The organism is Acidobacteriota bacterium (genome assembly GCA_016208495.1).
Lineage (GTDB): Bacteria > Acidobacteriota > Blastocatellia > Chloracidobacteriales > Chloracidobacteriaceae > JACQXX01.
Genome location: JACQXX010000129.1, coordinates 1 through 26,882, shown reverse-complemented (window position 1 = coordinate 26,882; position 26,882 = coordinate 1). Strand labels below are relative to the sequence as shown.

Here is a 26,882-nt window from a genome sequence, read left to right as displayed (position 1 = left end):
CATTTTTCTTCCTGGAGGTTAGGTCATCACCAGTGGTGGTGTCTAAAATTTTTATGAAAGTACTTGTTGCCGATAAATTTCCAAATGCAGCCATCGAAGCCCTGCGCACAGCCGGCTGTGAAGTTCATTATTACCCTGATTTGAAAGAAGATACCCTGGCCGAAGCCGTCAAGGAGACCGGAGCGGAAGTGCTGGTCGTGCGTTCCACCAAGGTCAACGCCGCGGCTCTTTCGGCAGGTTCACTGAGTCTGGTGGTTCGGTCTGGCGCCGGATACAACACCATTGATGTGGCCACCGCCTCAGCCCGAGGGATTTATGTTTCAAACTGCCCTGGAAAAAACTCGATTGCCGTGGCTGAACTCGCCTTTGGGTTGATCCTGGCACTTGATCGGCGAATTCCTGATAATGTCCAGCAATTCCGTGATGGTCAGTGGAACAAAAAAGAATTTAGCAAAGCAAAAGGGATTTTTGGCCAGCGGCTGGGGTTGATCGGTGTCGGCCAAATTGGAAAAGAAATGATCGCTCGGGCGAAAGCATTTGGCATGCCCGTGATGGCCTGGTCGCGCTCCTTAACCGAAGAAGCCGCGACTGAACTCGGAGTCGAGCGCAAAAACAGCCCGGCTGAAGTCGCCGCCGCCTGTGACATTTTGAGTGTCCACGTCGCGCTCAATGCCGATACCCGAGGCTTGATCAATGAAGAAGTTCTGGCGGCACTGCCCAAAGGCGGTGTGTTTATCAATACCGCACGTGCTGAAGTTGTCAACGAAGCGGCACTGGTCAAGGCCATTACCGAGCGTGGGTTGCGAGCTGGGGTTGATGTCTTTACGGGTGAGCCAGGTGGTGGGACCGGAACGGTTGAATCCGAGTTACGATCATTGCCTGGAGTGTATGTCACTCACCATGTCGGCGCCTCAACCGATCAGGCTCAGGATGCCACATCCGCCGAGACGGTCCGGATTATTCTGTCCTTTAAAAACACCGGGAAAGTTCCAAATGTGGTCAATCTGGCCAAGCGGACACCTGCCACCCATATGCTGGTGGTACGTCACTTTGACCGGGTCGGCGTGCTGGCACACGTCTTCAATGCTTTAAAACAGGCTGGAATCAATGTTCAGGAAACTGAAAATATTGTGTTTGAAGGTGCTGGCGCCGCCATTGCCCGCATTCATCTTGATCAGGCAACCAGTCAGGCAACCCTCGATGAAATCCGAAGCGGAAATGCTGACATCATTGATCTTTCCTTGCTTGCACTGTAAGAAAGCGGGCTGAAGATATCGGGAATTCTGCTTTGAACCCAACTTCTTCAGCCCCGAGCTTGCGAGTCTTCAGCCCCAAGCCCTCAGCCCTGGTTTTTTCAGCCCGCTTTCTTCGAAACCAGGTACATCTGTAACAATATCAAGGCGATACAGGCCAGCAGGTTGAACCCCATCAACCAGACTGAATACTGGTGATAGTTGTTAAACATAATTTTGAGGGGATCAGTCACCGCAATCCGGTCAATTTCGCCCATCATCTGCCGGAGCGACGCCATTTTGGCCGACACCACCCACTTTGAAATCGCACAATTGATCGCCATGACGGCTGGCAAGGCAATGACTATCCACCCGAGCATTTTCTGGTGGTTTTGAGTCAGAACAACGGTTGTTGCCAGCAAAACAGTCAGGATCAGACCTGTCCCAACTCCCAGCCATTCCACTTTTCCAAGCACTGCATTCACAATCGAACCAGCCATATGGCGGGTCGGTAAGACTTTAAATGCACTGGGTGCCATCAGGAAACTAAAACAAATCATTGACCCAAGCCAAACTGCTAATAACAAACGGGTTATGCCATCAATTAACGTCAGGTCCATGGGAAGTTTTTTCTCTGCCGTTATGGGTGAAGTGTGTGAATTGAATGTCGAAGATGAGGAATCTACGGTTTGGATCATATTGAAAAGAAATTATGTGTGAAGCCTAACCAGAGCTACGAGAAATCATGTCTGTTCTGGTGATGAGGCATTTGATTCGGTTGAAAGAGGAGGTTCAGGCGGAAGGAGTTCATCAGAGTCATCGGCTCCGGTCGGATCTGGGAGCCCCTCCGGGCAATATCGGTAAAAATCTGATTCTCGATAGAGTTCGGTCATCAGATCCAGCAAAACCCGACTGATGGCCAGCACTGGAATCGCCACGATAATTCCTAGAATCCCAAATAAGTGATGCGCCAGAATCAATCCCACAATCACGATAAATGGATGCAATTCAAGGCTTTCGCCTAAAATCATCGGAGTCAGGACAAACCCTTCGGTTGACTGTACAACCGGATACGTGGCAATCACCAAAACAATCTGCATGGCCGTTGGCTCATTCAAAATAGTGAGTAACAGCGTCAGAACGGCGGCGGTAAACGTCCCGATGTACGGAATCAGGTGACCAAATCCGGAAAGGACTCCCATCGTTAACGGATGCGGGACTCCCCACAACCAGAACCCAATCACATATAAGGCAGACATGGCCGAACAAACAAGTAACTGGCCGCGCACATAGTTGCTCAACATGCCATCCATCTGACGGATTAACCGGCGAGCCATTGGCTGGTTACGAAGCGGGATGAGATCCAGCACATGGTCGCGTAAAAGATGGGTATCAGTGAGGATGTAATAGACGAAAAACGGAATCAGAATCAGATTGAGGATAGTTCCCAGTAGCTTGACCAGATTGGAAAACACCGACCCAAACCCTTGAATAATGGGTTCGAGGAGTTCCGATGGATTTTGGAGATGGGATCGAACCTTTTCAACCACATGATCATAGGTGGCGGGATACCGGTTATGGAGTGTATCCAGACGAGGTTGAACCCAGGTTTTCAGGCTTTCAGCCACTTTGGGAATTTTGGTGGTGGCATCAGAAAGCTCAACGCCGATGGGAATGAGCAGGGTTAACAAGAGAACCAGAACCCCGCTCCCAATAATCATGGCAACCAGCACCGCCAGGTGACGCTTGAGTCGAAGACTTTGCAACCAGTTCACCAGTGGACTGAGCAAATACGCCACCGCAACTGAAATTAACAACGGGACAAAAACTGGTTTCAAGACATCAGAAACCGCAGCCATTGCGGTCACCACAACCTTGATCCCAACCAGCAGTAAAATAATGCCAACCAGGAGCGGCAACGAGCGCGGCCAGCGCAGGCGGTTCCACCAGGCAGAAGGTTCATGGGCAATAGGTAATGATTGAGCTGGAGTTGGCGGCACGGAAGAGGAAGATGGCTGGTTCATCGGACAATCACTGGAGGTTGAGGTGAAGAATTATTCTCATCTGAGTCTGACTTGATTGTTGCCCCAGATTGGGCACCCATTTGTGACCGGAGTGGTTTTCGCTGGGCAAAGGCATTCAGTTGGCGATTGACACGATAGCCATAATGAAACCCGGAAAACAAGGTCATTCCAGCCGTAAAAAGACTGGCAGCCACAATCCAGTTCCGAGCAGGCCCCCATAACTGGGCAATCAGGAAGAAAACAATAAAGCAAACCTGAATGACCGTGCTGATTTTCCCAGGCAACGATGGTTTGAAATCACGAAATCCCGTCCGCCAATAAATCACCGCCGCCGCACAAACAATGGCAATATCACGTCCGATGACACAAAACGTCAACCACCACGGAATCGGTATATGATAACTGCCGGGAAGGGCAAGAACGAGGAAACTGGTGACCATCAAAAGCTTATCCCCAATTGGATCAAGCATCTGGCCTAATATTGTCCGTTGATTCAGACGCCGGGCCAGATATCCATCCAGCCCATCGGAAATACCCGCAATGGCAAAAATAGTCAGCGCCCAGTCATACCGCCCAATCAAAATACAGCGTAGAAAAACCGGAATAAGCATAATCCGGAACGTGGTAATCAGATTGGGCCAGGTCATTACCTGGCGCGAAACTTCAAATGATGATGGCTGGGGGGAGGTGTCAGGCATATGGCTTCATCCCAACAGACAGCAATGGAGAGGACTCATTGCTCAGAGCATCAATGGCTTGAGTGGATCAGCCGTAAGTTGTAGCAACGAAATCTCCGGCGGGCATTGATAGCGCACGGGGACAAAAACAGTGCCAAGTCCACGATTGACGTAAATCTGGGTATCCTCCATCGCCGCTAACCCACGGGCATACCGTCGCCCATATCGGTTGAGGGCCATGGGTGATCCAATGAGCGGAAGCTGGAATTGCCCGCCATGGGTATGGCCGGCCAGCACCAGATCAACCTTTGAAGAGGCTGCTTCTTCAATAATTTCCGGGTTATGCGAAAGCAAAATGCGAGGGAACTTCGACGTGGTTCCTTTGAGTGCCGCTGGCAAATCGTGAAAGTGCATCATCAAATCACCAATACCACTTAACCAAATGGATGACCCCCGAATCGAAATTTCGGTGTTGATATTGGTCAGCACATGGATGTGATGGCGTTCAAAGGCTTTGGTCACGGCACGGGCATTGACCCAGACATCGTGATTCCCCAACACGGCATACACGCCATGCACCGCTTTTAAATCCCCTAATCGTTCGGCACAGGGCTCAATATACACAGCCGTATGGGTAATGTAATCTCCAGTCAATACAATCAGATCCGGCTCCAGACTGTTGGCAATCGCCACGGCTTCAGACAGGTGCTCAAGCGTCAGATATGGACTATGATGAATATCTGAAAGCTGAACGATGCGAAATCCTTCAAACTCAGAAGGCAGATTCGGCAGGTAAATCGGCTGATGTGTAACTTCGAAAGCATAGGTTTCTTTAAAATCAACCTGTACACGCTTCAGAAAGCCGGCGGTCAGCACCAGCAATTCGTCTCGGCGCGCCAATTTGTGTTGAGAAACAGCACGGGGTCGGCGTTTGCGCATAAGAGGTATCCCTTGTATGAAGCCAGAGTGAAACTCAACTGAGCCAGCAGAAAAAACCATGGAAGCCAGTCGGATAGTACCATACCTGACTGGCCAGGTGTGACATCATTCGAGGTTGTGCACAATCTACTTGCCCTCTTCACACACCGCATATATACTTAAAGGCTTACGCAAAGGTGGGCAGCAACGCCCACCTTGATTTACATACAGCAGATCTCAAGTTTGCGCTCACAGCCGTGACCTTCAGCTTCAGAAAATCACGACTGTGACCCCAACTCCCTTCATCACGCGTGGACGAGCAAGTAAAAGAATTGATCGAGCAGGTTATAACTTCAGCGGGCTTTGAGTTTGTTCACTGTGAAGTGACGGATGAATCAAAGCAACGCGTGCTACGGGTATTGGTTGACCATCCAGAGGGGATTACACTCAACCACTGCTCGTATCTGAGCCACCAAATTGGACTTCAACTGGATCAAGCTGATCTCATCCCTCAGACTTATTTGTTGGAGGTCTCCTCACCAGGCGTGGAACGCGGCCTGTATCGCCTCAAGGATTATCAGCGTTTTGCCGGCCACCAGATCAAACTCCGCACATCTCAACCAATTGATGGAAGCCGCAACTTCCGGTGCATACTCCTTGGTGTGCGTGAACCGGAGGCTTCCCTGGAAGCCTCATCCGGTCCCGCCGAGCCGGTTGTGATGATCTCCATCAAAGGGAACCGCAAAATCGACCGTAAGGACCTGGAAATTCCGTTTTCCTGGATTGAAAAAGCGCATCTGGAAGTCAATTTACCAGACCTCTTCCGGGTCGCTAAAGAAAAATCTCAGCAGCGTAAGCCGTCGTAGGCCGTGGAAACTGTCACTCACGACATATCCCCCACGCCTCTTCCGCCGATACATACCGCATATTCCTTCGAATACACGGAGAGTCTATGAGCAGCAGTCCCTTAGCGGAAACAATTGAACAATTGTGCCGCGAAAAAAATATTGACCATTCAATCGTCATCAGCGCCGTCGAAGACGCCGTGGCAACCGCCGCGCGTAAACATTTCAAAACCAAAGAAGATCTGCACGTGATCTATAACGAAGAGACGCAACAGCTTGAACTCTATGCACTCAAGCAAGTGACGGACGAAGTTGATTCGCCTGAAACTGAAATCTCACTCGATGAAGCACGGGCAATTTTTGGCGAAGATGTCGAGGTCGAAGTTGGCGACATGCTGCAATTTCCGCGCCCGATGGAAGAAATGGGACGCATTGCCGCACAGACGGCCAAACAGATTATTTTCCAAAAAGTCCGCGAAGCTGAACGCAATAACATCTACAATGAATATGTCAGCCGCATCGGCGAGATGGTCAATGGCTTTGTCAAACGCTTTGAACGCGGTAACATGATTGTTGATTTGGGAAAAATCGAATCCATTCTCCCCCGCTCTCAGCAGTCTCCGGTTGAACCCTTCAACCAGGGGGACCGCATCCGCGTCGTCATCAACAATGTCAGCAAAGAAGCCAAAGGTCCACAGGTCGAAGTTTCACGCACCAGCCCCGAACTTATCAAGCGCTTGTTCGAAACCGAAGTCCCGGAAATTTATGATGGGACAGTGGTTATCAAAGCCGCCGTCCGCGAACCAGGTGATCGGGCCAAAGTTGCAGTGTACTCAAACGACCCGGATGTGGATCCAGTTGGCGCCTGTGTGGGAATGAAGGGTTCACGTGTCCAGGCCGTGATTCGTGAACTGCGGGGTGAAAAGATTGACATTATCCCCTGGTCGGAAGACCCGGTGGTCTTTGCCGCCAATGCGCTGTCACCCGCCAAGGTCAGCAAAGTCCAGATCGTTGATTTTCAACGTCAGCACCTGGAAGTGGTGGTCGAGGATTCCCAACTGAGTCTGGCCATCGGCAAAAAAGGACAAAATGTGCGCCTCGCCGCCAAACTGGTTGACTGGCACATTGACATCCGCAGTGAAGGCGAAATGAAACGTCAGGTCGCCAGCCAAATGGAGGCATTGTTGTCAGCACCAACCGTACCGCTCGCCGCCGTCGGAGAAATGAATTCCTCCTACCTCAAAAAACTGGCCGAAGCTGGAATTGAAACGGTTGAACAGTTGGCCGAGTGTAGCGTTGATGACGTGGCTCATATCCTGGACGTCAGTTTGGATGAAGCCCAGACGCTGGCCGAACAAGCCTATCAAATTATGCAGATTAAATCAGAACGGATGAGTGAACGCGAAGCTGCCGCGGCTCACCTCGAAACGTTCTCCGACCCTGAAGGGGAACCATCTGCCGCCGCCGATTCGACTTCTGAACCAGAGGAGGGAGCTGAATCGGCCACCCAGGACTAATCAACCAGACATTGGCCAAAGGCTGCCCAGTCGGCCACTGACCAGCCTGGCGCTATCGCAATTACTGCAATCAAAACGGAGTGTGCATGTCGAAGATCAGAATTTACGATCTGGCCAAAGAGTTGAAGCTGGACAACAAAAAGATCATGGATGAGGTGCGTCGCCTCGGATATGACGTTCGCGTAGCGTCAAACTCCGTCCCAGACGATATTGCCGAGAAAGTACGCAATCTCTACTTTCCCAAACGGGCGACTCCGGCGGCTCCGGTTAAATTGATGAAGGGTGGGCATGTTGTCAGTGAGGCAGTTCAACCGCCGCCAAGCGCCACTCCCCCTCCCCGGCCAACCACTAATATGCCCAAGTTAATCAAGGGGGTGAGGCGGGTTGAATCACCCACCATATCAACACCGAGCCACGAATCAGAGAGTACAGCGCCTGAGACCCAACCGCTCAGAGTGGTGCCACTCGCCCCGCCATCACAAGTGATTACCCCAATTCCAGCTCCGCGAGTGCTGCCGACAGTTCACTCAATTCAACCTCCCCCCCCGGTGACCGCTCAACCTGAACCACCCGCGGTTCCACCGGCAACCATCACCAGTGCCAGTCCAGTTCAGGTTGAGGCACCAGCCAAAGCACCTGAGCCCGAAGTCACGACCACGCGGGTCATTCGGATTGAACCACCTACCGCGCCGCCGGTGACGCCACCAGTAACACCATCAGTTCCATCACAAGAAATGACCCCTCAACCAGCTCCTGTTTCAAAATCCGTCCCTGCACCAACCGTTCGCGAGATCTCAGTTCCAAAACCAACACCACCTCCGGTCGAGCCGAAAGTGGCCACGCCGCCGCAATCAACTCCGTCGGTGTTTCAAATTCGTCCAATTACTCCGCCAGTCGTCCCACCAATGGCCAAACCGGCACCACCGTCCGTGGGCCATGGCCCCAGGTCGGGCCCACCGTCACCGCGCTCAGCCGAGGGCGGTACCCATACCGATGACCGGCGATTTCCGCCCCGTGGTCAAGCACCAGCCCGACGCCCACAAGGTGAGGATGATTCCCGTCGAGGTGGTGAAACGCCCCGACCTGGTCCAGCCCGTGAAGCTTCCGCCGAAGCCGCCGCTGCTCCAGCTCCAACCCGGACGACCTACATTCCACCGAAAGACCAAAAGGGCCGGAATGATAAACCTGGTGCCCGCCGACCTGGCGGAGGCAAAGATCCCAGAACGGATAGCACCGGGAAGCGCGAACAGCACGAACGTGATATCCGCCTGCGTCCCAACCCAACCAAACTCATCACTCCGGCACCGCGACCAACCTTCACCGAACTGAAGCCAATCCGGGTTCCAGAAGGCACCACGGTCAAAGAGCTGGCTGAAAAACTTGAAGTCAAGCCGAAGGATGTGGTGGCGCTGATCCTGACCAAAGGACTCATGGTGACAATCAACCAGGCCATGACCGAAGAAATGATGCGTGAAGTTGGCCGTGAATTCGGCTTTGAAGTTTCAATCGGCGGCTTTGAGGAAATGGTGGCCGAACAGGAAATCACTGAAGAGCCATCAACTGGAGATTCCGATGAAAACCGCGCACCCGTGGTCGCCGTGATGGGTCACGTTGACCACGGCAAAACCAGCCTCCTGGACGCCATCCGCAACACTCGTGTGGCGGCTGGTGAAGCGGGTGGAATCACCCAGCATATCGGTGCCTATTCCGTGGAGGTTCCCGATCCAGACAACCGTGAAAGAATGCGCCGGATCGTGTTCCTGGATACCCCAGGCCACGAAGCCTTTACCCTGATGCGTGCTCGTGGCGCCAAGGGGGCGGACGTGGCGGTCATCGTGGTGGCTGCCGACGACGGGGTGATGCCACAAACAGTTGAAGCCATTGACCATGCCCGGGCAGCCGGTGTTCCAATGGTGGTGGCGATTAATAAAATTGATAAACCTGAAATCAACATTGACCGGGTGAAAAAAGAACTGGCCGACCACGGCTTGTTGTGGGACGGCTGGGGCGGCGACACCGTCATGGTCGAAATCTCGGCCAAGCAGCGGATCAACCTCGAATCGCTGCTGGAAATGATCATTCTCACCACGGATATCCTTGAACTGAAAGCCAATTCCAAACGGCTTGCCTCCGGAGTTGTTCTCGAAGCCCGTCTTGACCGAGGCCGGGGTCCAGTGGCGAGCGTCCTGGTTCAGCAAGGCACGCTCAACATTGGGGATCCAATCATCGCCGGTCTGAATTTTGGCCGGGTGCGGGCGCTCTTTGATGATCGTGGCCGAAACGTCCAGAGCGCTGGACCGGCAATCCCAGTGGAAATCCTTGGTTTGCAAGGTGTTCCGAAAGCCGGTGATCTGTTTCAGGTGGTGACCGATGCGGCCAAAGCCCAGGAAATCGCGACCTGGCGGCAGTCAAAACACCGGATTGCACAGCTTTCCAGTAGCGCGGCTCGTGGATTGGAAGATGTGTTTGAACAGATGAAAGCCGGAAAACTGAAAGAACTGCTGGTCATCCTCAAAGCCGACGTTCAGGGATCGGTTGAAGTGCTGCGCGATACACTTGAAAAGCTTTCCTCCGAACGGGTGAAAGTTCGAGTCATTCGGGCCGACGTCGGTGCCATTACCGAATCAGACGTGCTGCTGGCTTCCGCATCCAATGATATGGCCCATACCTGTGTCATCATTGGATTTAATGTCCGCCCGGCACCTCGCGTCTCGGAACTGGCCAAACAGGAAAAAGTTGATATCCGCATGCACAGCATTATCTATAAAGTTGAAGAAGAAATGCGCAAGGCCATGATCGGCATGCTGGATCCGACGCTCAAGGAAGTTCAACTTGGCCGGGCTGAAGTGCGCCAGGTGATTAAAATTCCAAAGGTTGGCAACGTGGCTGGATGTATGGTCACGGATGGAATCATCAAGCGGACGGCTCAGGTGCGGGTATTGCGTGACAATACCGTGATCTTTGAAGGTCATCTGAGTTCGTTGCGGCGCTTTAAGGATGATACCAGTGAAGTCAAAACCGGGTTTGAATGCGGAATTGGTGTCGAACGCTTTAATGACATCAAACCGGGCGATGTCCTTGAAGTATTCACCACGGAAAAAGTGCTGCCGACTGAACTGTAATTCCGGCGCACACTCGTGACGCCGTCAATTTACCTGGGTTTGGGGTTTGAGGTTGGGAAGAAAAGGCTTTTTTCAGCAACCGAAACTTCTCTCAACCTGAACCCCTTTTCAATTTGAAAGTCAAAGATAGAAGTATGGGGCGTTTAGGAACGCAGTCGTCACGATCCAGACATCAGAGTGGTTCAGTCAACCACCGGCGTGAACGTCTGGCTGAAAGTGTCCGCGAAGAAATCTGCGAAATCATTTGTTTTGAAGTTTCTGATGACCGAATCCATGGGGTTGATGTCACGGGAGTCGAATTGACTTCAGACCTGCATCACGCCCGGGTCTTTGTGGTCACCACGGGGGAAAACCCTGATACCGCTGTTCTGGTTGATGCCTTAAATCACGCGGGTCCGTTTATTCGACACCAGCTTGCCGCTCGACTCAATTTGCGGAAAACCCCTCAACTCCATTTTGTCTATGATGTTGCTTACGCCCAGGCCCTGCGCGTTGAGCAACTCTTAAGCGAAGAAAAAGGAACATCAATGCCTTTGGAAACAACGGATCAATCCGACTCTGAAGCGTAATTCAGGTCTGCTGGCAACAGAAACTGGTGATTCAGGGATGGAACATCCAGAAATCAAGCACGACCAGAGATCCAGGGCTTTGGCCGGTACACCTCGTTTCTGAGCCGTAGCGTCGGTTGCCTCGCTGGTCCCTCCAGTTGGCCAGATGTTTCTCTCGCTCAATCCTTGCGACCGTTCGGAGATTGCCTATGCTCAGTCAGGTGGTTGAACTCATAGAATCCAAAGACAAGTTTATGATCACATCTCACGTCCGCCCAGACGGAGACAGCGTTGGATCATCACTTGCACTCTATTGGACACTCAAAGCCCTCAACAAAGACGTTTGCGTTATTATCAAAGACAGCGTGCCCTACGCCTATCGGAATCTACCTGGGACCAAAGATATCCTCAAAATGCCGGAGATCACACAGCCATTTGATGCGGCATTTGTGATCGAATGTAGTGATATTGATCGCCCTGGACTGATCGGACTCGAAAAACAATTTGTCGTCAACATTGACCATCACAGTACAACTGCTTTATTTGGACAAATTAACTGGATTGACTCCACTGCCGCCGCAGTTGGGGAAATGATCTATAACTTGTGCAAAGCGCTCGGGGTCACCGTCAATCAAGAGATTGCGGAGTGTGTCTATACGGCATTGCTCACCGATACCGGGTCTTTCCATTTTTCCAACACCACGGAACGCACCTTCAAAATCGCATCGGAACTGGTCCGGCGCGGCGCACGTCCAGCATTCATTTCACATTCCCTGTTTTACTCCAACCCCTACACCAAAATTAAACTTTTGGGTGAGGTTCTTTCGACGCTTCAACGGGATGAAACCGGGCGCATTGCCTGGGTTACCATGCCCAATCACCTGATGGGCCAGGTCGGCGCCAGCGAAGATGACCTGGATGGCATCGTCAACTATCCATTGTCGGTCGGAGAAGTTGAAGTCGTGGCGTTCTTCAAGGAACTGCAGCCAGATAACTTCCGGATCAGCCTGCGCTCAAAAGGCAATGTCAATGTGGCCAAAATTGCCGAAAAGTTCGGTGGCGGCGGTCATCGCAACGCCTCCGGATGTGCCTACAAGGGACCGTTGCAAGCGGCGGAAAATCAGATTCTGTCTTGCCTACAACGAGCTTTGGGAATTACCCCGATTGCGGCTGATTGATCACGCTCCAGTTGAGGGATCGTCCACCTGACAATCCGCTGGTTGGTCACCACCGCCAGCCGCGTTTGTAATGAGCCACTCAGGGATGTGTCAACAACCGACGGGCAAATCCGGTCAGACGTATCCGGTACAGATACATCACTGGCGGTATCAGATTGGAAAAACTGAGCTTTCTTCCAGACACTCTCGGGTGTCACGACTTTGCTTCCCTGGTCACATACCACACACCAACGCATGAATTCAAAACCTGAGATAACTCTCAAAACTCCATTTCCGGCAGTGCCATTCCCCAAACTCTTCACGGCCTGTATTGCGGCGGCACTTATTCCAGGCGCCGGGCATTTTGTACTGGGAAGAGTGGGGCGAGGAGTGCTCTTTCTGGTCTGCATTTATGGCATGGTTGCATTGGGGTTGCTGATGAAAGGGCATCTCTACACCTGGTCTGATATGGACCGATTATCACATTTATATTTTCTCAGTGATGTCGGAATTGGCCTGCTGTATCCGGTTTTATACATTTTCAACGTCGGTCGAGAACTCCTCCCAGGTCAGCCGTTGTTTGAACACGCCAACAATTTTCTGGCAGTCGCTGGATTGCTGAACTATCTGATTATTTTTGATGCCTTTGATATTGGGATGGGTCGCAAAGCCTGAACCATGGCTCAGGGCGAGGGGCTGAGGGCTGAAGACTCGCAGGCTCAGGGCTGAAAACGCCGGGGTGAAGACATCGGACTGAAGAATTGATTCTATTTCGTCCGTCATCCTGCATCCCTTCAGACGTCCATTTTCTTCACATCGGAATACTATGCATTTCCTCTTAATGGTACTTTTTGCGGCATTTGTATCCGCCGTGTTTGCAGGGGTTTCAAGCGAAGTCAATGCGCCGAAAGCACGCCTGCTCTATGGATTGCGGGTCTTCCTTTCATTTATTGGAATTGGTCTGGCCTTAAGCTGGCTGATGTACCTGCTCTAAGCGATTTGCCTTCCTGGTCTCAGTTTGACCTGAACGATGCCCCTGTAACTCCATGAACTTCGATATGCACGACAAATTTCGCGAAGAATGCGGTGTTTTTGGCATTTGGGGACACCCCGAAGCCGCCCGATTAACCTACCTTGGACTTTACTCACTGCAACATCGGGGTCAGGAGTCAGCCGGGATTGTCTCAAGCGATGGAAATCGGTTGTTTAGCGAACGCGGCATGGGTCACGTCAGCGAAATTTTTACCGAAGAAGCCTTTCGCCGGTTGCCTGGAAACCGGGCCATTGGCCACGTCCGCTACTCAACGGCGGGCGAAGTCAGCATCAACGAAGCCCAGCCATTTGCGATCAAATGCCACTGGGGCGAAATTGCGACCTGTCACAATGGAAATTTGCCGTTTGCCAGTGACATGCGCCGTGAACTGGAAGCAGAGGGTGCGATTTTTTCATCCACCAGCGACACGGAAGTGGTCTTGCACAAACTTGCCCGCTCCCGCAAAACCTCGCTGTATGAAGCCGTTGTCGAAACGTTTCGCACCGTCGAAGGAGCGTACTCAATCCTGATTCAAACGCCTGACTGTTTGATTGCCGTGCGCGACGTGCATGGCTTTCGGCCAATGTGCATCGGCCAGCTTGATGAACACTCGTATGTCGTGGCCTCTGAAACCTGTGCCTTTGATTTGATCGGTGCGACCTACCTGCGGGACGTTCAACCAGGTGAAGTCGTCATGATCAACCAGGACGGCATCCACGCCCAATCTCCATTTCCAGAGCACAAACCAGCGTTCTGTATTTTTGAGCACGTCTATTTTTCACGCCCGGACAGCCTGGTTTTTGGCCGAAGTGTGAATAAAAGCCGCCATAAAATGGGAAAACGGCTGGCCCTGGAACATCCAGTTCCGGCTGATATTGTGGTCCCAATTCCAGATTCAGGTGTGGCCGCAGCCATCGGATATGCGGCGGAATCCAAAATTAATTTCCGGTTTGGGCTGGTCCGAAACCATTATGTCGGACGCACCTTTATTGAACCCCAGCAGGCAATTCGACACTTTGGGGTCAAAGTCAAACTCAATCCAGTTCGTGACCTGCTCGAAGGCAAACGCGTGATTTTGGTGGATGATTCGATTGTGCGCGGAACAACCAGCCGTAAGATTGTGGAAATGGTCCGCCGGGCCGGAGCCACCGAAGTCCATATGCGGATTAGCTGCCCGCCAACCATTTCGCCGTGCTACTACGGCGTAGACACGCCGACCTATAAAGAATTGATTGCCTTTAATTCCACCATCGAGGAAATTCGCGAATTCATCAATGCCGACAGTCTGGGCTATTTAAGCCACCAGGGGCTCTTAACCGCCTGTGGCGCCGACGAAGGTCTCTCATTCTGCTCCGCCTGTTACACGGGCAAATACCCGTTACAAACTCCCCATCAATCACAGGCTGAAAAAGCAAAGGTTCTAGCTCACTCAAAACGAGTCGCGAACCACCGTGAATAGCGAGTAGCGAGTAATCAGAAAATCCAGTCACCTTATCACCCAGTCACCTTGTCCCCTTGTCCCCCAGTCACTTTATCACCCAGTCACCTTGCCTCCCTGTCATCCATCCCCTATCTCTCATTTATCTCAAAGCCTCCGTGTATTTTGCCGCCCCTGTTGTATAATGCCTTTTTTTCACTGACCAAACCGATCCCGAGACTCCTTTCTCGTTTCCGTTGACTCAAAACACATCACAACCTGAGCGGACACCTGTTCGCTTATTGGTTCCAGGCAAGGCACTTATGGATGAACTTCAAACTGAGCTGCGCAAACCGTACTTGATTGTGACGGGCAGAAGCATGAATCCCTCCAAGATCGAGATTCCAGGGTCGGTGTTTTCGATTGGGCGCGGAACTGACAACGATCTGCAAATCAGCGACACGCTGATTTCACGCATGCACGCTGAAATACTCATGGTTGCTGATGGGCAATATGTGCTCCGGGATAAAGGCAGCAAGGTCGGAACGATTATCAAGGGCGAACGCATCAACGAATACCTGCTCGAACCTGGCGATGAAATCATTTTAGGTGACCCCAGCATCGCCAAATTGAAGTTTGAATATCCAGCCTACGTTTCCACCAGCAGCTTAAACCCCATTGACACGTCGCGAATTGATCTGAGATTAACTGCCCGCCAGGCCCGGTTTATCAACCTGGAGTTGATGCGTCAGCCGGAATATATCACTGGCCGGACGCTGGAGCGGTTGACATCACTGTATGAAATCACCCGCACCATGCTCCCGATGCAGAGCACCAAAGACCTTACCGAAAGCTGGCTTGAATCGCTGTTTCGGTGTCTTCCGGTTGATTGCGGCGCGATTATGCTGCTCAACCCGGTCACCCAGGAACTGGAGATGGTGGCGCAACGCAATCGCGACATTACCCATACCGAATCAATCAAAGTCAGCCGAACCATCGTCGCCCAGACGTTTCAGGACAATGTCGCCATCCGCTCGACTGATGCCTCAACCGACGAGCGATTTTCAGCTCAGCAAAGCGTGATTATCCAGCGGGTTTCATCCGTGCTGTCAGCACCGATCAATTCGAAAAAACGGGTCTGGGGCGTGTGCTACCTCTACAGCCATATGCCGGGCCTGTTTGATTCCGAAGACCTTGAATTTGTCATGGCAACGGCCCAGGAAGCCGGACTCGTCATTGAAAATATTCGCCTGACCGAGGAATTGCGAGCGACGCAAGAACAACTCGTCCGATCAGAACGGCTGGCCACAATCGGTAAAATCACGTCTGCCATTTCACACGAACTTCGCAATCGGCTGGCTCTCTTGAGCGGTATTGAAGTGATTCAAAAGAAATATGCTGATGACCCGGAGGTCAGTCGCTTTGCGGAGATGGTGATTACCGGTCAGAAGCGAGCCCTGGCACTGGTTGAGGAAATCCGTGAATTTGCCCGGAATCGGCCCGTCGAATATGAAAAAAGCGCCCGGCCTATCGTACCGACGCTCGAAAAAACAGTTTCGCTGTTGCGGCTCGATCCGATTATTTCCAAACGGCAGGTCGAGTTTACCTACACCGCAACCCCCAAACTGGCCTTTAATGATGAAAAACTGGAACAGGTCATCATTAATTTGATCCGAAATGCAGCCGAGGCAACACAGGAAAATAAGGGGCAAATCCAGATTTTGCTGACTGTTGACGGCAACGATGCCCTCATTTCCATTTCCGATAATGGAAGCGGAATTTCCCTGGAAAACCTCAACCATATCTGGGAGCCATTTTTCTCGACCAAAGGCGAAGAGGGCACCGGACTTGGCCTGGAAATCTGCCGCCGCATCATCGAAGCCCACGGAGGAACAATCTCCTGTGAAAGCACTGAAAACGTCGGTACCACGTTTACCATCCGGTTGCCAATCAACCTGGAAACCCAGGAACTGGCAGTTGATATGTTTGACACAATTACCGATGCGTACCCGCTCAAAAAGGTGAAAGCCCCTTCGGTTACACCCGCTCAACTGGCTCAACTCCCAGCGGATGTCCTCAACATCCTGTATCAAGCGGTTTTAGAAGGTGATATCGAAGCCGCCAATCAAGTCATTGACCAGATTATTGACCTTGATGGGTATGTGGCCGAGGTCGTTCAGGCCATGCTCAAAGAATACAAATTTGATGAACTGCAGGAATTGATCGAAGCCGCGACAAGATGACAGGATGACAGGTGACAAGGTAACAGAGTGACAGATGACAAGGTGACAAGGTGACATAGAGACAGAAGCTATGTCTGACTACTCACTATTTGCTTTTGTTCGCTATTTCACTACTTCGCTCCCTGGCTATTTCACTCACCTAAAACCCGATTCGCGATAGAATCCCACTGACTGAGCCCACATACCCACCGCCAAACAAACGCACATGAACCAGAAGCGGGTAGAGATTATACAAATCCCGTCGAATTTCGAAAAACCCTGGTTTAATTGGCTTTAGCTCTTGATACCGGGTAAAAAAAGCCTGGCCGAAGGTGTGAAACAGCGTCGTAAAGGCCAACTCAATTTCAGGGTGGCCATAATAAATCGCCGGGTCAATAAATCCGGTAATGCGTCCCTGATGGCTCAACACATTGGTGGTCCAGACATCACCATGAATGAGTGACGGATAGTCGGGCTCTTCGATCCATTCATCAAGCCGCTCGGCAAATTTCTCCAGCCGGGAAAAGACAGTCCGTGGCAGTTGACTGGACTGTAAGGCTTCCCTTGCCATAAACAACAACCGTTGGTCACGGAAGAATTCGACCCAGGACGCAGTCCAGGGGTTTGGCTGATGCAATCCACCAATCAAAGTATCTTGTTCAAGCCCAAACTGCTTCGCATTGACGGTGTGGAGCGCCGCCAGGAGTTCAGCCGCGTGACGTTCGGCAGCGGTTGGAAAAGTGCTGCCGCCTTCGATAAATTCCATGATGAGCAAATTTGACGACGAATACATCACAGCCGGCACCGGAAGCGACGAATGGTCGCGCAGGTACTGGAGCATAAATCCTTCGGTATCAAGCACGGCAGTTCGTCGCTGATCAACCTTGGCAACAACGGAATCACCGTTTTCAAGCCAGACTCGATAGACCTCGCCCACACAGCCTCCGCTGAGGGCAGAAAGTCGTTTGATCGGCTGACCAAGAATTGTTTCAAGCTGTAATTTCATAGTTAGGGTTCAGGGTTTTCGGAAGGGATGAGGGATGAAAAAATCACCCTGTCACCTTGTCAGTCGGTCATCTTGTCAGGGTTCAGGGTTTTCAAACTCTTTTGATTGACTACTCGCTACTTGCTACTCGCTACTCGCTTTTGTTCGCTACTCGCTACTCGCTTTATCATCAGTTCCACCAGTCAATTTCAGGAAAATGTCTTCCAGGCTTTCACTGGTTTGAGCCGTGCGAAGCTCCTCCATGGTTCCAATTGCAATCACCCGCCCATCAAAAATAATCGCCACCCGGTCGCACATCCGTTCAGCAATTTCAAGAATGTGCGTTGACATAAAAACCGCTGTTCCACGGCTAGCGAGGTCGCGCAAAATGTCTTTAATCAACCGGGCGCTTCGTGGGTCAAGTCCAACTGTTGGCTCATCCAGAAAAAACACTTTGGGATCGTGGAGCAACGCCCCAGCAAGAACCATCTTCTGGCGCATACCGTGTGAATACCCGCCAACCAGTTCATCAGCCTGATCGCTCAGAGCAAAAAGTTTGAGCAATTCTTCCCCCCGACGGCGGGCGGCAGCGCGATCCAGGTTATACAGACCAGCAATGAACCGCAGGTATTCCCTGGCCGTCAGTTTATCCGGCAGGTGCGGCTGGTCCGGAACATACCCGATCAAAGACTTGGCCTGAATCGGTTCTTTCTGAATATCATGGCCACCAATCCGGGCGACTCCAGCCGAGGGCGACAGGAGCCCAACCAGCATTTTAATCGTGGTTGTCTTCCCAGCGCCGTTGGGACCTAAGAAGCCAAAAATTTCGCCGGGATGCACCACCAGATCAACCCCTTTAACCGCTTGATGGTGGCCATAACTTTTCTGCAGACCAATTGCCTCAATCACAGGTACACTTGGATTTTCTTCAGACATCAACAGCTCCCAAAGATTGATATGACCAGTTTGGAGTCATTTCTTGGGATTGGAAAATGATGAACCGCTTATAAAATTTGTATTTCCCCAAACCCTGAACCCCAAACCCTGAACCCTCTCAACGGCTTCAGCTCGCACACCTTACATCAGCAGAAGGAACTCTGGCTATGACGATCCGTGAAGGCAAGTGGAAATGTACCTACTGTGACATGCTCAACCGCGGACGGGACTTGAAGTGTACCGGATGTGGGGCAGTTCGTGAACAAGATGTGCAATTCATTTATGATGAGAATGCCCCGGAAATCACTGACCAGGCTGAGCTTACATCGGCTCAGCGCGGGCCGGATTGGATTTGTGAAACCTGTGGTGTCTCAAATGTGAGTACGGCTGAAGGATGCCGGCAATGTGGTGCTCCACGTGGGAGTTCGGTCAATCGTGAAGTGGGCCTGGTGCCCCCACCCGAAGCCCAATCAATGATGCCCGAACCACCCACGACCAGCGGGAAATCCTGGATGGTCAAGGGGTTACTTGGGTGTGGCGGCCTGGTGGTGGTTGCGGGTCTTCTCTTCCTTGGTCTTGGAATCTATCTCACGCGGACCCACGAAGTCCCGCTCAACGTTACTGGGGTCCACTGGGAGCGAACGGTTGAAGTTGAGCAATTGCAAACACTTACCGAAGAATCCTGGGTTGGCGAAGTCCCATCGGACGCCCGTGAGCTTTCGCGCCGACGTGAATTTCACCACAATGAAAAAGTCAAAACCGGTACGCGGACGGTCACCAAAACCTACACGGAAAAAGTAAAAGTTGGTACCAAAAGAGTCAAAACCGGCACGAAAGACCTTGGAAATGGTTATTTTGAAGATGTTTACAAAGACGAGCCAGTCTATGAAAACCGCACCAAAACTCGAACCGAAGAAGAGCCGGTCTATCGTGATGAGCCAGTCTATAAAGACAAGGTTCGGTATCAGGTAGACCGCTGGCGAACCATCCGAACTGACCGCGCAAATGGTGCCGACACTTCTCCGTACTGGCCAAAAATCCCGGAGGAGGCCAAACTCCGTGAAGGGAAAAAGACTGAAAAATACGTCGTTCAGTTGAAAGATCCAAAATCCGGAAAATCCTATCAACACGAGGTTCCGCTGACTGATTTCCCACGATTTACGGTTGGCTCCACCTCACGCGCAATCATCAACAATGCGGGAACGATCAAGCAGTTACCGCCGCCACAGTAGCGAAATAGCGAAGTAGCGAGTAGCGAGTAGCTCAGCATTACGTTTCAGGTTGTTGCGTTCAACCTCTAAATTCTCTGTCTCTCACCGTTTCGCTATTCACTATTTCACTATTCACTATTTCGCTCACAAGGAGTCATTATGGGTTGTGGATGGGAAAAAGTAACCTTAGGAAGCACCAAACTGAAAGTCAGTCCGCTGGGCATTGGGTCCAGCTACGGGATTGCTGGACGTGATGTTGAGGCTGCCTTTGAGCGCGGCATCAACTACCTGTACTGGGGATCATTCCGGGGTGGTGATTTCGGTCAGGCCATCAGGAACATTGCCGCCAAAAACCGTGAAAAACTGGTCGTTGTGGTTCAAACCTACACCCGAATTGGGATGTTGATGGAGCCATCACTGAATTCAGCGTTGCGAAAGTTGAAAATTGACTACACCGATCTGCTCCTACTTGGCTGGTGGAACGATCTTCCACCCAAACGGATTCTGGATGCGGCACTGGCACTCAAAGAATCCGGCAAAGCCCGCCACATTATGGTTTCGTGCCACAATCGCCCAACATTTCAGCGATTTATCGAAGATCCAAACTATGGGGCAATCATGGTTCGGTACAACGCGGCCCACACCGGCGCGGAAACCGAAGTCTTTCCGTATCTCAAGGCCAAAAAACGACCTGGAGTTGTGGCCTACACTGCAACTCGTTGGGGAGGACTCGTCAATCCCAGAAATGTTCCTCCGGGTGAACCTGTTCCGCGTGGGTCAGATTGTTATCGGTTTGTACTCTCTAACCCGGCGGTGACTATGAGTTTGATCGGCCCCAAAAACCGGGAGGAACTCGACGAAGCAATGGCGGCTCTGGATCGTGGGCCAATGGATGAAGACGAACTGGAATGGATGCGACGCGTTGGGCGGGCCGTGCGAAGCGGATCACCGCAAATTGTTGATAAGATGAGAGACTAACCAGTGACAAGATGACTGGGTGACAAGGTGACAGGGTGACAATAAGTACTTTGCCATAAGTTCCCTGAGATATTGGATCTGATAAGTGTTTGATTCTTTTCGCGTATTTCGTGGTTAAAAATGCCTGGAAATTTTCGGTAAGGTACTTAGGGACCCAGAAGAAAATAAAATCCCACTGAAATCGGGTTCAGGGTTCAGGGTTTCGGCGATGAGTTGACTGATCCGACTCAAGATGAAGACTGGGGAACTGGCGGGTACCACTCAACGTGGAGTATCTGGCCCTGAACCCTGAACCCTGGTGGTATGATATTTCCATCCGACTCCCTTAGATCATTTTGTCACCTTGTCACCTTGTCACCTTGTCACCCTGTCATTCTATCACCTTGTCATTCCTCAATCGGCGGTCGCCGGATCAGGCGGGTAGCTTCGCGGGCGCGAGCGGCAATATGTGGATGGGAATCAACCAATCCAGTGAGTTGTCCGAGCAGGTCAGCGGTGCGTAAAATCAATCGGACAATATCGCCTTCGCTGGCTTCGGTCAGTTTCAAAAGCTCTTCCCATGGTCGGGTGACATCGCCCCAGAGCCACACCAGTTTGGCGGCCTCTTTGTCAATCCACATTGGGCAGTAAAACGAATGCTGATCCTGAATCGCTTCAATCGCCTTGGCAATCCCAACGGCTTTTCTCAGGGTCGCCAGAAATGGTTCCGGCTGGTGATAACTGGTTGTGAAATCACGATCTTCAGCCGCTAACCCACCACACAGCGCCGCCATTGTCCGGGCATCTGGTGTGTCAAAAAACCCATCGCGGAGCAACTCGGCAATAAACAGCGTGTTATCAACCCGCAGAAACGACGCCCAGTTTCCCTGCTCAGTTGGGCGCCAGTTATCATCAATATAATCAAAGTGTTGCAGGATTTTGACGCAGTCTTCGAAGCCCGACCAGAGACCATGTTCAAAGCTGTCCATGCGGTCTTCGAGGCGGGTCAGTTCTTCGTAGTTGTGCGCGATTTCTCCGGCCCGTTGCGGACAACGTTTCAGTTGCGAGCAGGTCCCACACGGCAAATCATCGCGTTTGGCCAGAAGTGTCCGGAGGGTGGTTTCCTCTTTTTCGAGGCCCTCCATCAAGCTTTTCGTCCATTCCGGATCCATTCCGGCGGCAACTTGTTCGCGATCCACCATGCGCCGTAGTGATTTGACCTGTTTGCGCGAACGATTGAGCGTGTGTTCCAGCTCCTGATACCGCATGATTGTTTTTACCCGGTTTCCAGCCGGGCACTGTGCAGCATCGTCATTGACCAGTTTTTGAATACGTTCCAGCCGTGGCCGGAGGCGTTGGGCCTGCTCAATACGCTGAAACTGAAGGAAACTCCGTTCGACCAGGGCCCGCGCCGACTCTGGGGAAAGCTGTTGGAGCAGATTGAGTACCATCGTGTAGTTGGCATTGAAACTGCTTTCAATCGGTTCTGGTGGTTGGAACAGGCGTTCTTGAATCAGGCGGATGTCTTGAAATGGGCCGGGGATAAACACCGCAAACCCAACTTTGTCACGTCCCCGACGACCAGCCCGCCCGGTCATTTGGGCCAGTTCGAAGGCTTTAATATCGCGGTGTCCCTCGTCGCCTCGCAAACTGGAGGCCGTGATCACCACAGATCGCGCCGGCATATCAATTCCGGCAGCCAGTGTGGAGGTTGAAAAAACCGCCCGCAACAAGCCGGAGGACATAAGTTTTTCAACCAGATGCTTCCAGGCCGGCAAATGACCGGCGTGATGGGCCGCCACTCCCTTTCGAAAGACCAGCGAATAATGCCGATGTTTCCGCAGGAATGGTGCTTCGTCCCCAAATGAGTCAATAATGGCTTCAATCTGGTCAATCTGGTCAGAAGACAGGCCAACCGAACGAATTGAGCGAAACGATTCAACCGCATCATCACAGGCCCGGCGGCTGGGTAAGAACACAATGGCTGGTGTCAGGGCATGGCGCACCAGCGTTTGCACTAAATCAGTAAATTTTGGTGGATCAAGTGGAATTCGCATTTACAATGAGGAAACAAACCTGAGTGGAATGCCCGGATAGTACCAAAAAACCTCACTTTCCTTGAAACACTTTGCCAGAAAAGGAGATTACCCATGGAATTTCATGCCCTAAAAAGCGAACATCATTTTAATTGCACCGTGAAAAATGTTGATGAAAAAGGAAAAGAGTCGGTGTGCAATGGATGTTTGAAAGAATGGATGACCGCTCCACCTGAAGTTCAAAAACAGGTTGGAAAAGATGAGGCCCTGTACCGATGCCGCCGATGTGGCGCCGTGTATAAAGGTCGAGTCAAACGGCACTTATCTTCGGGAAAAAAACTGTTCAATTTGCCGCCTCAATTCCCATTTCTTCGCTAGAAAAACAGATCTTTTTATTTTCGTAGAACCATCTATGTTCAACAATCCCTTTCGTTGAATCCTTGCTGAAAACTTTACCGAAATCTGCCTCAGTTTCAACCAGTTACAGCCGATGTTCCGTGAGGGCTTCGATTGATTTGAGAAAATTATTTCTTGGAGGATTATTTCTTCAATATCTTTCTTGAATATCTTTTTATCTCCCAGTAATTTGGCCCTTCACCTTCTGGTTAAACAATTGAATCATTTTTCCACTTAGTTGCAAATCACTTTATATCTAGTTAATTTAAAAGCACTTATGTTGTATTTTAAATTACCTGCGCGTTAATCTCCTTTTGAAAAACTGCATTTCATTCATTGAATGAAGCCTCTTTTTTTGAGCGATGCATGCTTGTTTTTTTTGCTTCAACCAGGTATTTTTTCAAATACTGAAAGGATTATGCAGGTACTCCTTCACGCATTTTCACTTCAGCATTTTCGTTCAAGAATAATGAATGAAATTTCCTGCCAAAATCATCTTCAGCAAGTCATCTATTCTTAAACCGGAATTTTTCTTTTTCATTCAGGAGGCTTCACATGCCACGAGTTAAAAAAGCAGCGCCAGAACCTGCCCCCAGCACCGAAAAAGCGTCATCAAAAGTCAGCCGGCGGGGTCGTCCATCACACGTTATTTCAGTTCCCGTCAATCGTCAGACGCTTTCAATTTTAGAGACCTGTGTCACGCTTGGGCAGGCAACCTCAACTTCTGCCGTGGCGGCAAAACTCCTGGCTCGGGCAGCCGAAGATCTGAAAAATTCAATTGCCCAGCAAGTCTCAAATAACTTTCTTGGGAAGGAAAAATAATATCATTCAGGGTTCGGAGTTCAGGGTTCAGCCGGAGAGAAATACAATAGTCTCCCCCTTCGTCCTGGTCGTTCAACAACATCCCCGCCTTTTCAAATTTTTTTCGGCATCCAGCGCCAACACCTGATTAAGTTGTTGGCGTGGTTGCTTTTAGGCACAAAAGAAGTCTTGAAACGAAAGGTGAAACTGCATGCTGGTTACCTATACAGCCCAAGCCACCGCTGAATTGCCAACCATTGATGTACTGGCAATCGGAGCCCACCCCGACGATGTTGAAATGAATGTCGGAGGCACACTGCTCAAACTCAAAGCTCAGGGGCATCGAACAGGCATCCTCGATATGACCCGAGGCGAAATGGGAACGCGCGGAACAGTCGAAATGCGGGCGCTCGAAGCCCACAATGCAGCACAAATCCTGGGACTTGATGTCCGCGCCAATTTGGGACTTCCCGATGGCCACATTTCGGCGGATGACACGTCACGTCGAAAACTGGTGCGTGCCCTGCGCCGGTTGCGACCCAAAGTCATTTTTGCGCATTACCCGGAAGATCCCCACCCGGACCATGCCCACTCGGCCCAGATCATCCGGGAAGCCGCCCATCTGGCTCACCTCGCCAAATATGACGCCGATTTTGGGTTGGAACGGCACTACATTTCAGCTATCGCGCACTATCTGTTTCCGCGCACCGTGTCGCCAACCTTTCTGGTTGATATCAGTGCCCACCGCGAAGCCAAATGGGCCGCCCTGGCCGCGCACGTTTCGCAATTTCACAACCCAAACAGCCAGGATCTGCAAACGCTGCTCTCAGGTGAAGATTTCTTTGACCGCTTGAAAGCGCGTGACCGCTATTTTGGCGGATTGATCAATGTTCGTGACGCTGAAGCCTTTGTCGTGAAAGAAGCCCTCAATGTCGCCGACCCGATGGCGCTACTGACCCAGCCCATGAATTTTTATTCATAGGGTTCGGGGTTCGGGGTTGCGGGGTTTGGCAAGCGTCAAAACCAAAAGGACCAAAAAGACAAAAAGGACCAAAATTTGCCCTCCGAACCCTGAACCCTGAACTCTGAACCCTGGCCCTGCTTCCTGATTCCCTTGCTTTCCTTGCGTCAAGAAAGATAAATTGCGCGACTCTAATTTCGCACTCAAATCATTCTATTTAGAAGGAAAGTCTGTATGCAGAACGCTGCCAATGGTGCTCGTCGTGTCGTAGTGACCGGGATCGGACTGGTCACTGGAATTGGGAATACTCGCGAAGAAAACTGGACCTCGATGATGGAAGGTCAGTCAGGTGCTGGCCCGATCACGCATTTTGACGCATCTGGATTCCAGGTTCGGTTTGCTGTCGAAGTCAAAAATTTTGACCTGTCAAAGTACTTTGATCATCGCGAACAACGACGCACGGCGCCTTATATCCACTATGCCGTGGCGGCTTCTGAAGAAGCTCTGGCCGATTCCGGTCTGCAAGTGACACCAGATAATGCGGATCGTATCGGTGTCTATATCAGTAGCGGGATTGGTGGCTTTGGAATCATCGAACGCGAACACGCCCGGTTGATGAAAGAAGGACCGCGTCATATTTCGCCATATTTTATGATTTCCTACCTGGTGAATATGGCTGACGGCTATGTTTCAATCCGGCACGGCTTAAAGGGCCCAAGCTCGGCAACCGCCACGGCCTGTGCGGCTGGGGTTCACGCGATTGGCGAGTCTTTCCGATTGATCCAGGACGGAGACGCCGATGTCATGGTGTGCGGCGGGACCGAAGGCGCCATCACCCCAATGGGGGTTGGTGGGTTTAGCGCCGCCAAAGCCATGTCAACCAACAACGACAATCCGAAAGGTGCCTCACGTCCCTTTGACCTCAATCGTGACGGCTTTGTGCTTGGCGAGGGTGCCGGGATTATGGTGATTGAAGAATATGAGCATGCGCGGGCTCGCGGTGCCAAAATTTATGCCGAAGTGGTTGGCTACGGCATGAGCGCCGATGCCCATCACATTACAACCCCAGCTCCGAATGGAGACGGCGTGTACCGGATGATCCGCAATGTGCTGCGCGACGCCCAGGTTGAACCCGAAGTGGTTGACTACATCAACGCTCACGGAACGTCCACGCCATACAATGACAAGTTCGAAACGCTGGCCATCAAGCGCGTTTTTGGCGATCATTCGTACAAACTGGCGGTGAGTTCGACCAAATCTATGACCGGACACGCGCTGGGGGCGGCGGGCGGTATCGAAGCCTGCTACACGGCGCTCGCGGTCGAACGGCAAATCCTGCCACCGACGATCAACTACGAAACACCCGACCCGGAATGCGATTTGGACTATGTGCCCAATCGGCCACGACCAGCGAAGATCACCTACGCCATGTCCAATTCCTCGGGCTTTGGCGGCACCAATGCCGGGCTACTCTTAAAGCGGGTTGAATAAAAAACTGACACGTATTCAACGCCCTTCCCTCCCCAAGACGACCCACCGCCTTTTTCAATCCTCACAAATGTTCGATGAAAAGTCTGACCTGTCAGTAAAACTCAACTGACAGGTCAGACTGGCGGCGCATTAAAACTGTGTCAAAATATTGAATTTGATCACTGAAAACACCTTTATTTGATTCTGGCGCCTTGATGCGGTATTTTGAGTTAACCTCTAAGAAAGAGGTCGAGTTAAATTCACCAAACAAGATGATTAAGTAGGTGATAAAAAGTCCCTTGACACAAGTCAAAAATCTCTCTCCCAACTCCCGACAGGAAGGGAGATAATTGAGGTGGCAATGTTTCAATTTTTGCTGGTGTGCTCGATAGTATTTCTCCTCGTGGTTTTTCCGGG

Annotated in this window: 23 protein-coding genes; 16 read left to right on the top strand and 7 right to left on the bottom strand. The window is 51.4% G+C overall.

Annotated elements, in window-relative coordinates; genetic code table 11:
- The first annotated feature begins 53 nt into the window (after window positions 1–53).
- Window positions 54–1,256 (top strand): hydroxyacid dehydrogenase, encoded by a 1,203-nt coding sequence (locus HY774_26175; protein MBI4751989.1) that lies wholly within the window; start codon window positions 54–56, stop codon window positions 1,254–1,256.
- A gap of 98 nt (window positions 1,257–1,354) precedes the next feature.
- Here the strand turns inward: HY774_26175 and HY774_26170 are convergent, their stop codons facing one another.
- The 4 genes from HY774_26170 to HY774_26155 form a co-directional block, all read right to left on the bottom strand.
- Window positions 1,355–1,852 (bottom strand): DUF4149 domain-containing protein, encoded by a 498-nt coding sequence (locus HY774_26170; GenBank protein ID MBI4751988.1) that lies wholly within the window; start codon window positions 1,850–1,852, stop codon window positions 1,355–1,357.
- Between the two features lie 123 nt (window positions 1,853–1,975).
- Window positions 1,976–3,256 carry an AI-2E family transporter gene (locus HY774_26165; protein ID MBI4751987.1) on the bottom strand — a complete coding sequence of 427 codons (1,281 nt, stop codon included), beginning with the start codon at window positions 3,254–3,256 and terminating at the stop codon, window positions 1,976–1,978.
- Window positions 3,253–3,954 (bottom strand): CDP-alcohol phosphatidyltransferase family protein, encoded by a 702-nt coding sequence (locus HY774_26160; GenBank protein MBI4751986.1) that lies wholly within the window; start codon window positions 3,952–3,954, stop codon window positions 3,253–3,255. The genes HY774_26165 and HY774_26160 overlap by 4 nt, the downstream gene beginning before the upstream one ends.
- Window positions 3,955–3,996: 42 nt before the next feature.
- A complete protein-coding gene (locus HY774_26155; protein ID MBI4751985.1) occupies window positions 3,997–4,872 on the bottom strand; it encodes a metallophosphoesterase in 876 nt (291 codons plus the stop codon).
- 290 nt (window positions 4,873–5,162) lie between these two features.
- On the opposite strand from HY774_26155, the gene HY774_26150 reads away from it, so the two are divergent.
- From HY774_26150 to HY774_26110, 9 genes are all read left to right on the top strand, one after another.
- On the top strand, window positions 5,163–5,717 hold the full coding sequence (locus tag HY774_26150) for a ribosome maturation factor RimP (protein ID MBI4751984.1): 555 nt from the start codon (window positions 5,163–5,165) through the stop codon (window positions 5,715–5,717).
- A gap of 86 nt (window positions 5,718–5,803) precedes the next feature.
- On the top strand, window positions 5,804–7,213 hold the full coding sequence (gene nusA / locus HY774_26145) for a transcription termination/antitermination protein NusA (protein MBI4751983.1): 1,410 nt from the start codon (window positions 5,804–5,806) through the stop codon (window positions 7,211–7,213).
- 86 nt (window positions 7,214–7,299) lie between these two features.
- Window positions 7,300–10,335 (top strand): translation initiation factor IF-2, encoded by a 3,036-nt coding sequence (gene infB / locus HY774_26140; protein ID MBI4751982.1) that lies wholly within the window; start codon window positions 7,300–7,302, stop codon window positions 10,333–10,335.
- 134 nt (window positions 10,336–10,469) lie between these two features.
- A complete protein-coding gene (gene rbfA / locus HY774_26135; protein ID MBI4751981.1) occupies window positions 10,470–10,904 on the top strand; it encodes a 30S ribosome-binding factor RbfA in 435 nt (144 codons plus the stop codon).
- A gap of 188 nt (window positions 10,905–11,092) precedes the next feature.
- Window positions 11,093–12,061: a bifunctional oligoribonuclease/PAP phosphatase NrnA gene (locus HY774_26130; GenBank protein ID MBI4751980.1), complete on the top strand. Its 969-nt coding sequence runs from the start codon at window positions 11,093–11,095 to the stop codon at window positions 12,059–12,061.
- 234 nt (window positions 12,062–12,295) lie between these two features.
- Window positions 12,296–12,715, top strand: coding sequence for a hypothetical protein (locus HY774_26125; GenBank protein MBI4751979.1), 420 nt, complete (start codon window positions 12,296–12,298; stop codon window positions 12,713–12,715).
- 151 nt (window positions 12,716–12,866) lie between these two features.
- Entirely contained in the window at window positions 12,867–13,034 is a 168-nt protein-coding gene (locus tag HY774_26120; GenBank protein ID MBI4751978.1) for a hypothetical protein, read from the top strand.
- Between the two features lie 64 nt (window positions 13,035–13,098).
- On the top strand, window positions 13,099–14,532 hold the full coding sequence (locus tag HY774_26115; protein MBI4751977.1) for an amidophosphoribosyltransferase: 1,434 nt from the start codon (window positions 13,099–13,101) through the stop codon (window positions 14,530–14,532).
- A 281-nt stretch (window positions 14,533–14,813) separates the two neighbouring features.
- Window positions 14,814–16,733, top strand: coding sequence for an FHA domain-containing protein (locus tag HY774_26110; GenBank protein ID MBI4751976.1), 1,920 nt, complete (start codon window positions 14,814–14,816; stop codon window positions 16,731–16,733).
- Between the two features lie 139 nt (window positions 16,734–16,872).
- On the opposite strand, the gene HY774_26105 is transcribed toward HY774_26110, so the two are convergent.
- Window positions 16,873–17,718 (bottom strand): fructosamine kinase family protein, encoded by an 846-nt coding sequence (locus HY774_26105; GenBank protein MBI4751975.1) that lies wholly within the window; start codon window positions 17,716–17,718, stop codon window positions 16,873–16,875.
- Between the two features lie 147 nt (window positions 17,719–17,865).
- Window positions 17,866–18,633, bottom strand: coding sequence for an ABC transporter ATP-binding protein (locus HY774_26100; GenBank protein MBI4751974.1), 768 nt, complete (start codon window positions 18,631–18,633; stop codon window positions 17,866–17,868).
- Window positions 18,634–18,800: 167 nt separating this feature from the next.
- On the opposite strand from HY774_26100, the gene HY774_26095 reads away from it, so the two are divergent.
- Complete coding sequence (locus tag HY774_26095; protein ID MBI4751973.1) at window positions 18,801–19,865, top strand: hypothetical protein; 1,065 nt, start codon at window positions 18,801–18,803, stop codon at window positions 19,863–19,865.
- A gap of 138 nt (window positions 19,866–20,003) precedes the next feature.
- Window positions 20,004–20,822, top strand: a complete 819-nt coding sequence (locus tag HY774_26090) for an aldo/keto reductase (GenBank protein MBI4751972.1) — start codon at window positions 20,004–20,006, stop codon at window positions 20,820–20,822.
- Window positions 20,823–21,208: 386 nt separating this feature from the next.
- Here HY774_26090 and HY774_26085 read toward each other — a convergent pair whose 3' ends face one another.
- The gene (locus HY774_26085; GenBank protein ID MBI4751971.1) at window positions 21,209–22,858 is read right to left on the bottom strand and encodes a hypothetical protein; all 1,650 of its coding nucleotides are present in this window, start codon (window positions 22,856–22,858) and stop codon (window positions 21,209–21,211) included.
- Window positions 22,859–22,951: 93 nt separating this feature from the next.
- Here HY774_26085 and HY774_26080 point away from each other — a divergent pair, with 93 nt between their 5' ends.
- The 4 genes from HY774_26080 to fabF all read left to right on the top strand — a co-directional run bounded on the left by HY774_26080 (window position 22,952) and on the right by fabF (window position 26,486).
- Window positions 22,952–23,215 carry a hypothetical protein gene (locus HY774_26080; GenBank protein ID MBI4751970.1) on the top strand — a complete coding sequence of 88 codons (264 nt, stop codon included), beginning with the start codon at window positions 22,952–22,954 and terminating at the stop codon, window positions 23,213–23,215.
- A gap of 573 nt (window positions 23,216–23,788) precedes the next feature.
- Window positions 23,789–24,055 carry a hypothetical protein gene (locus HY774_26075; GenBank protein MBI4751969.1) on the top strand — a complete coding sequence of 89 codons (267 nt, stop codon included), beginning with the start codon at window positions 23,789–23,791 and terminating at the stop codon, window positions 24,053–24,055.
- A 190-nt stretch (window positions 24,056–24,245) separates the two neighbouring features.
- Window positions 24,246–25,016, top strand: coding sequence for a bacillithiol biosynthesis deacetylase BshB1 (bshB1, locus tag HY774_26070; protein ID MBI4751968.1), 771 nt, complete (start codon window positions 24,246–24,248; stop codon window positions 25,014–25,016).
- A 213-nt stretch (window positions 25,017–25,229) separates the two neighbouring features.
- Entirely contained in the window at window positions 25,230–26,486 is a 1,257-nt protein-coding gene (fabF, locus tag HY774_26065) for a beta-ketoacyl-ACP synthase II (GenBank protein ID MBI4751967.1), read from the top strand.
- Window positions 26,487–26,882 lie beyond the last annotated feature (396 nt).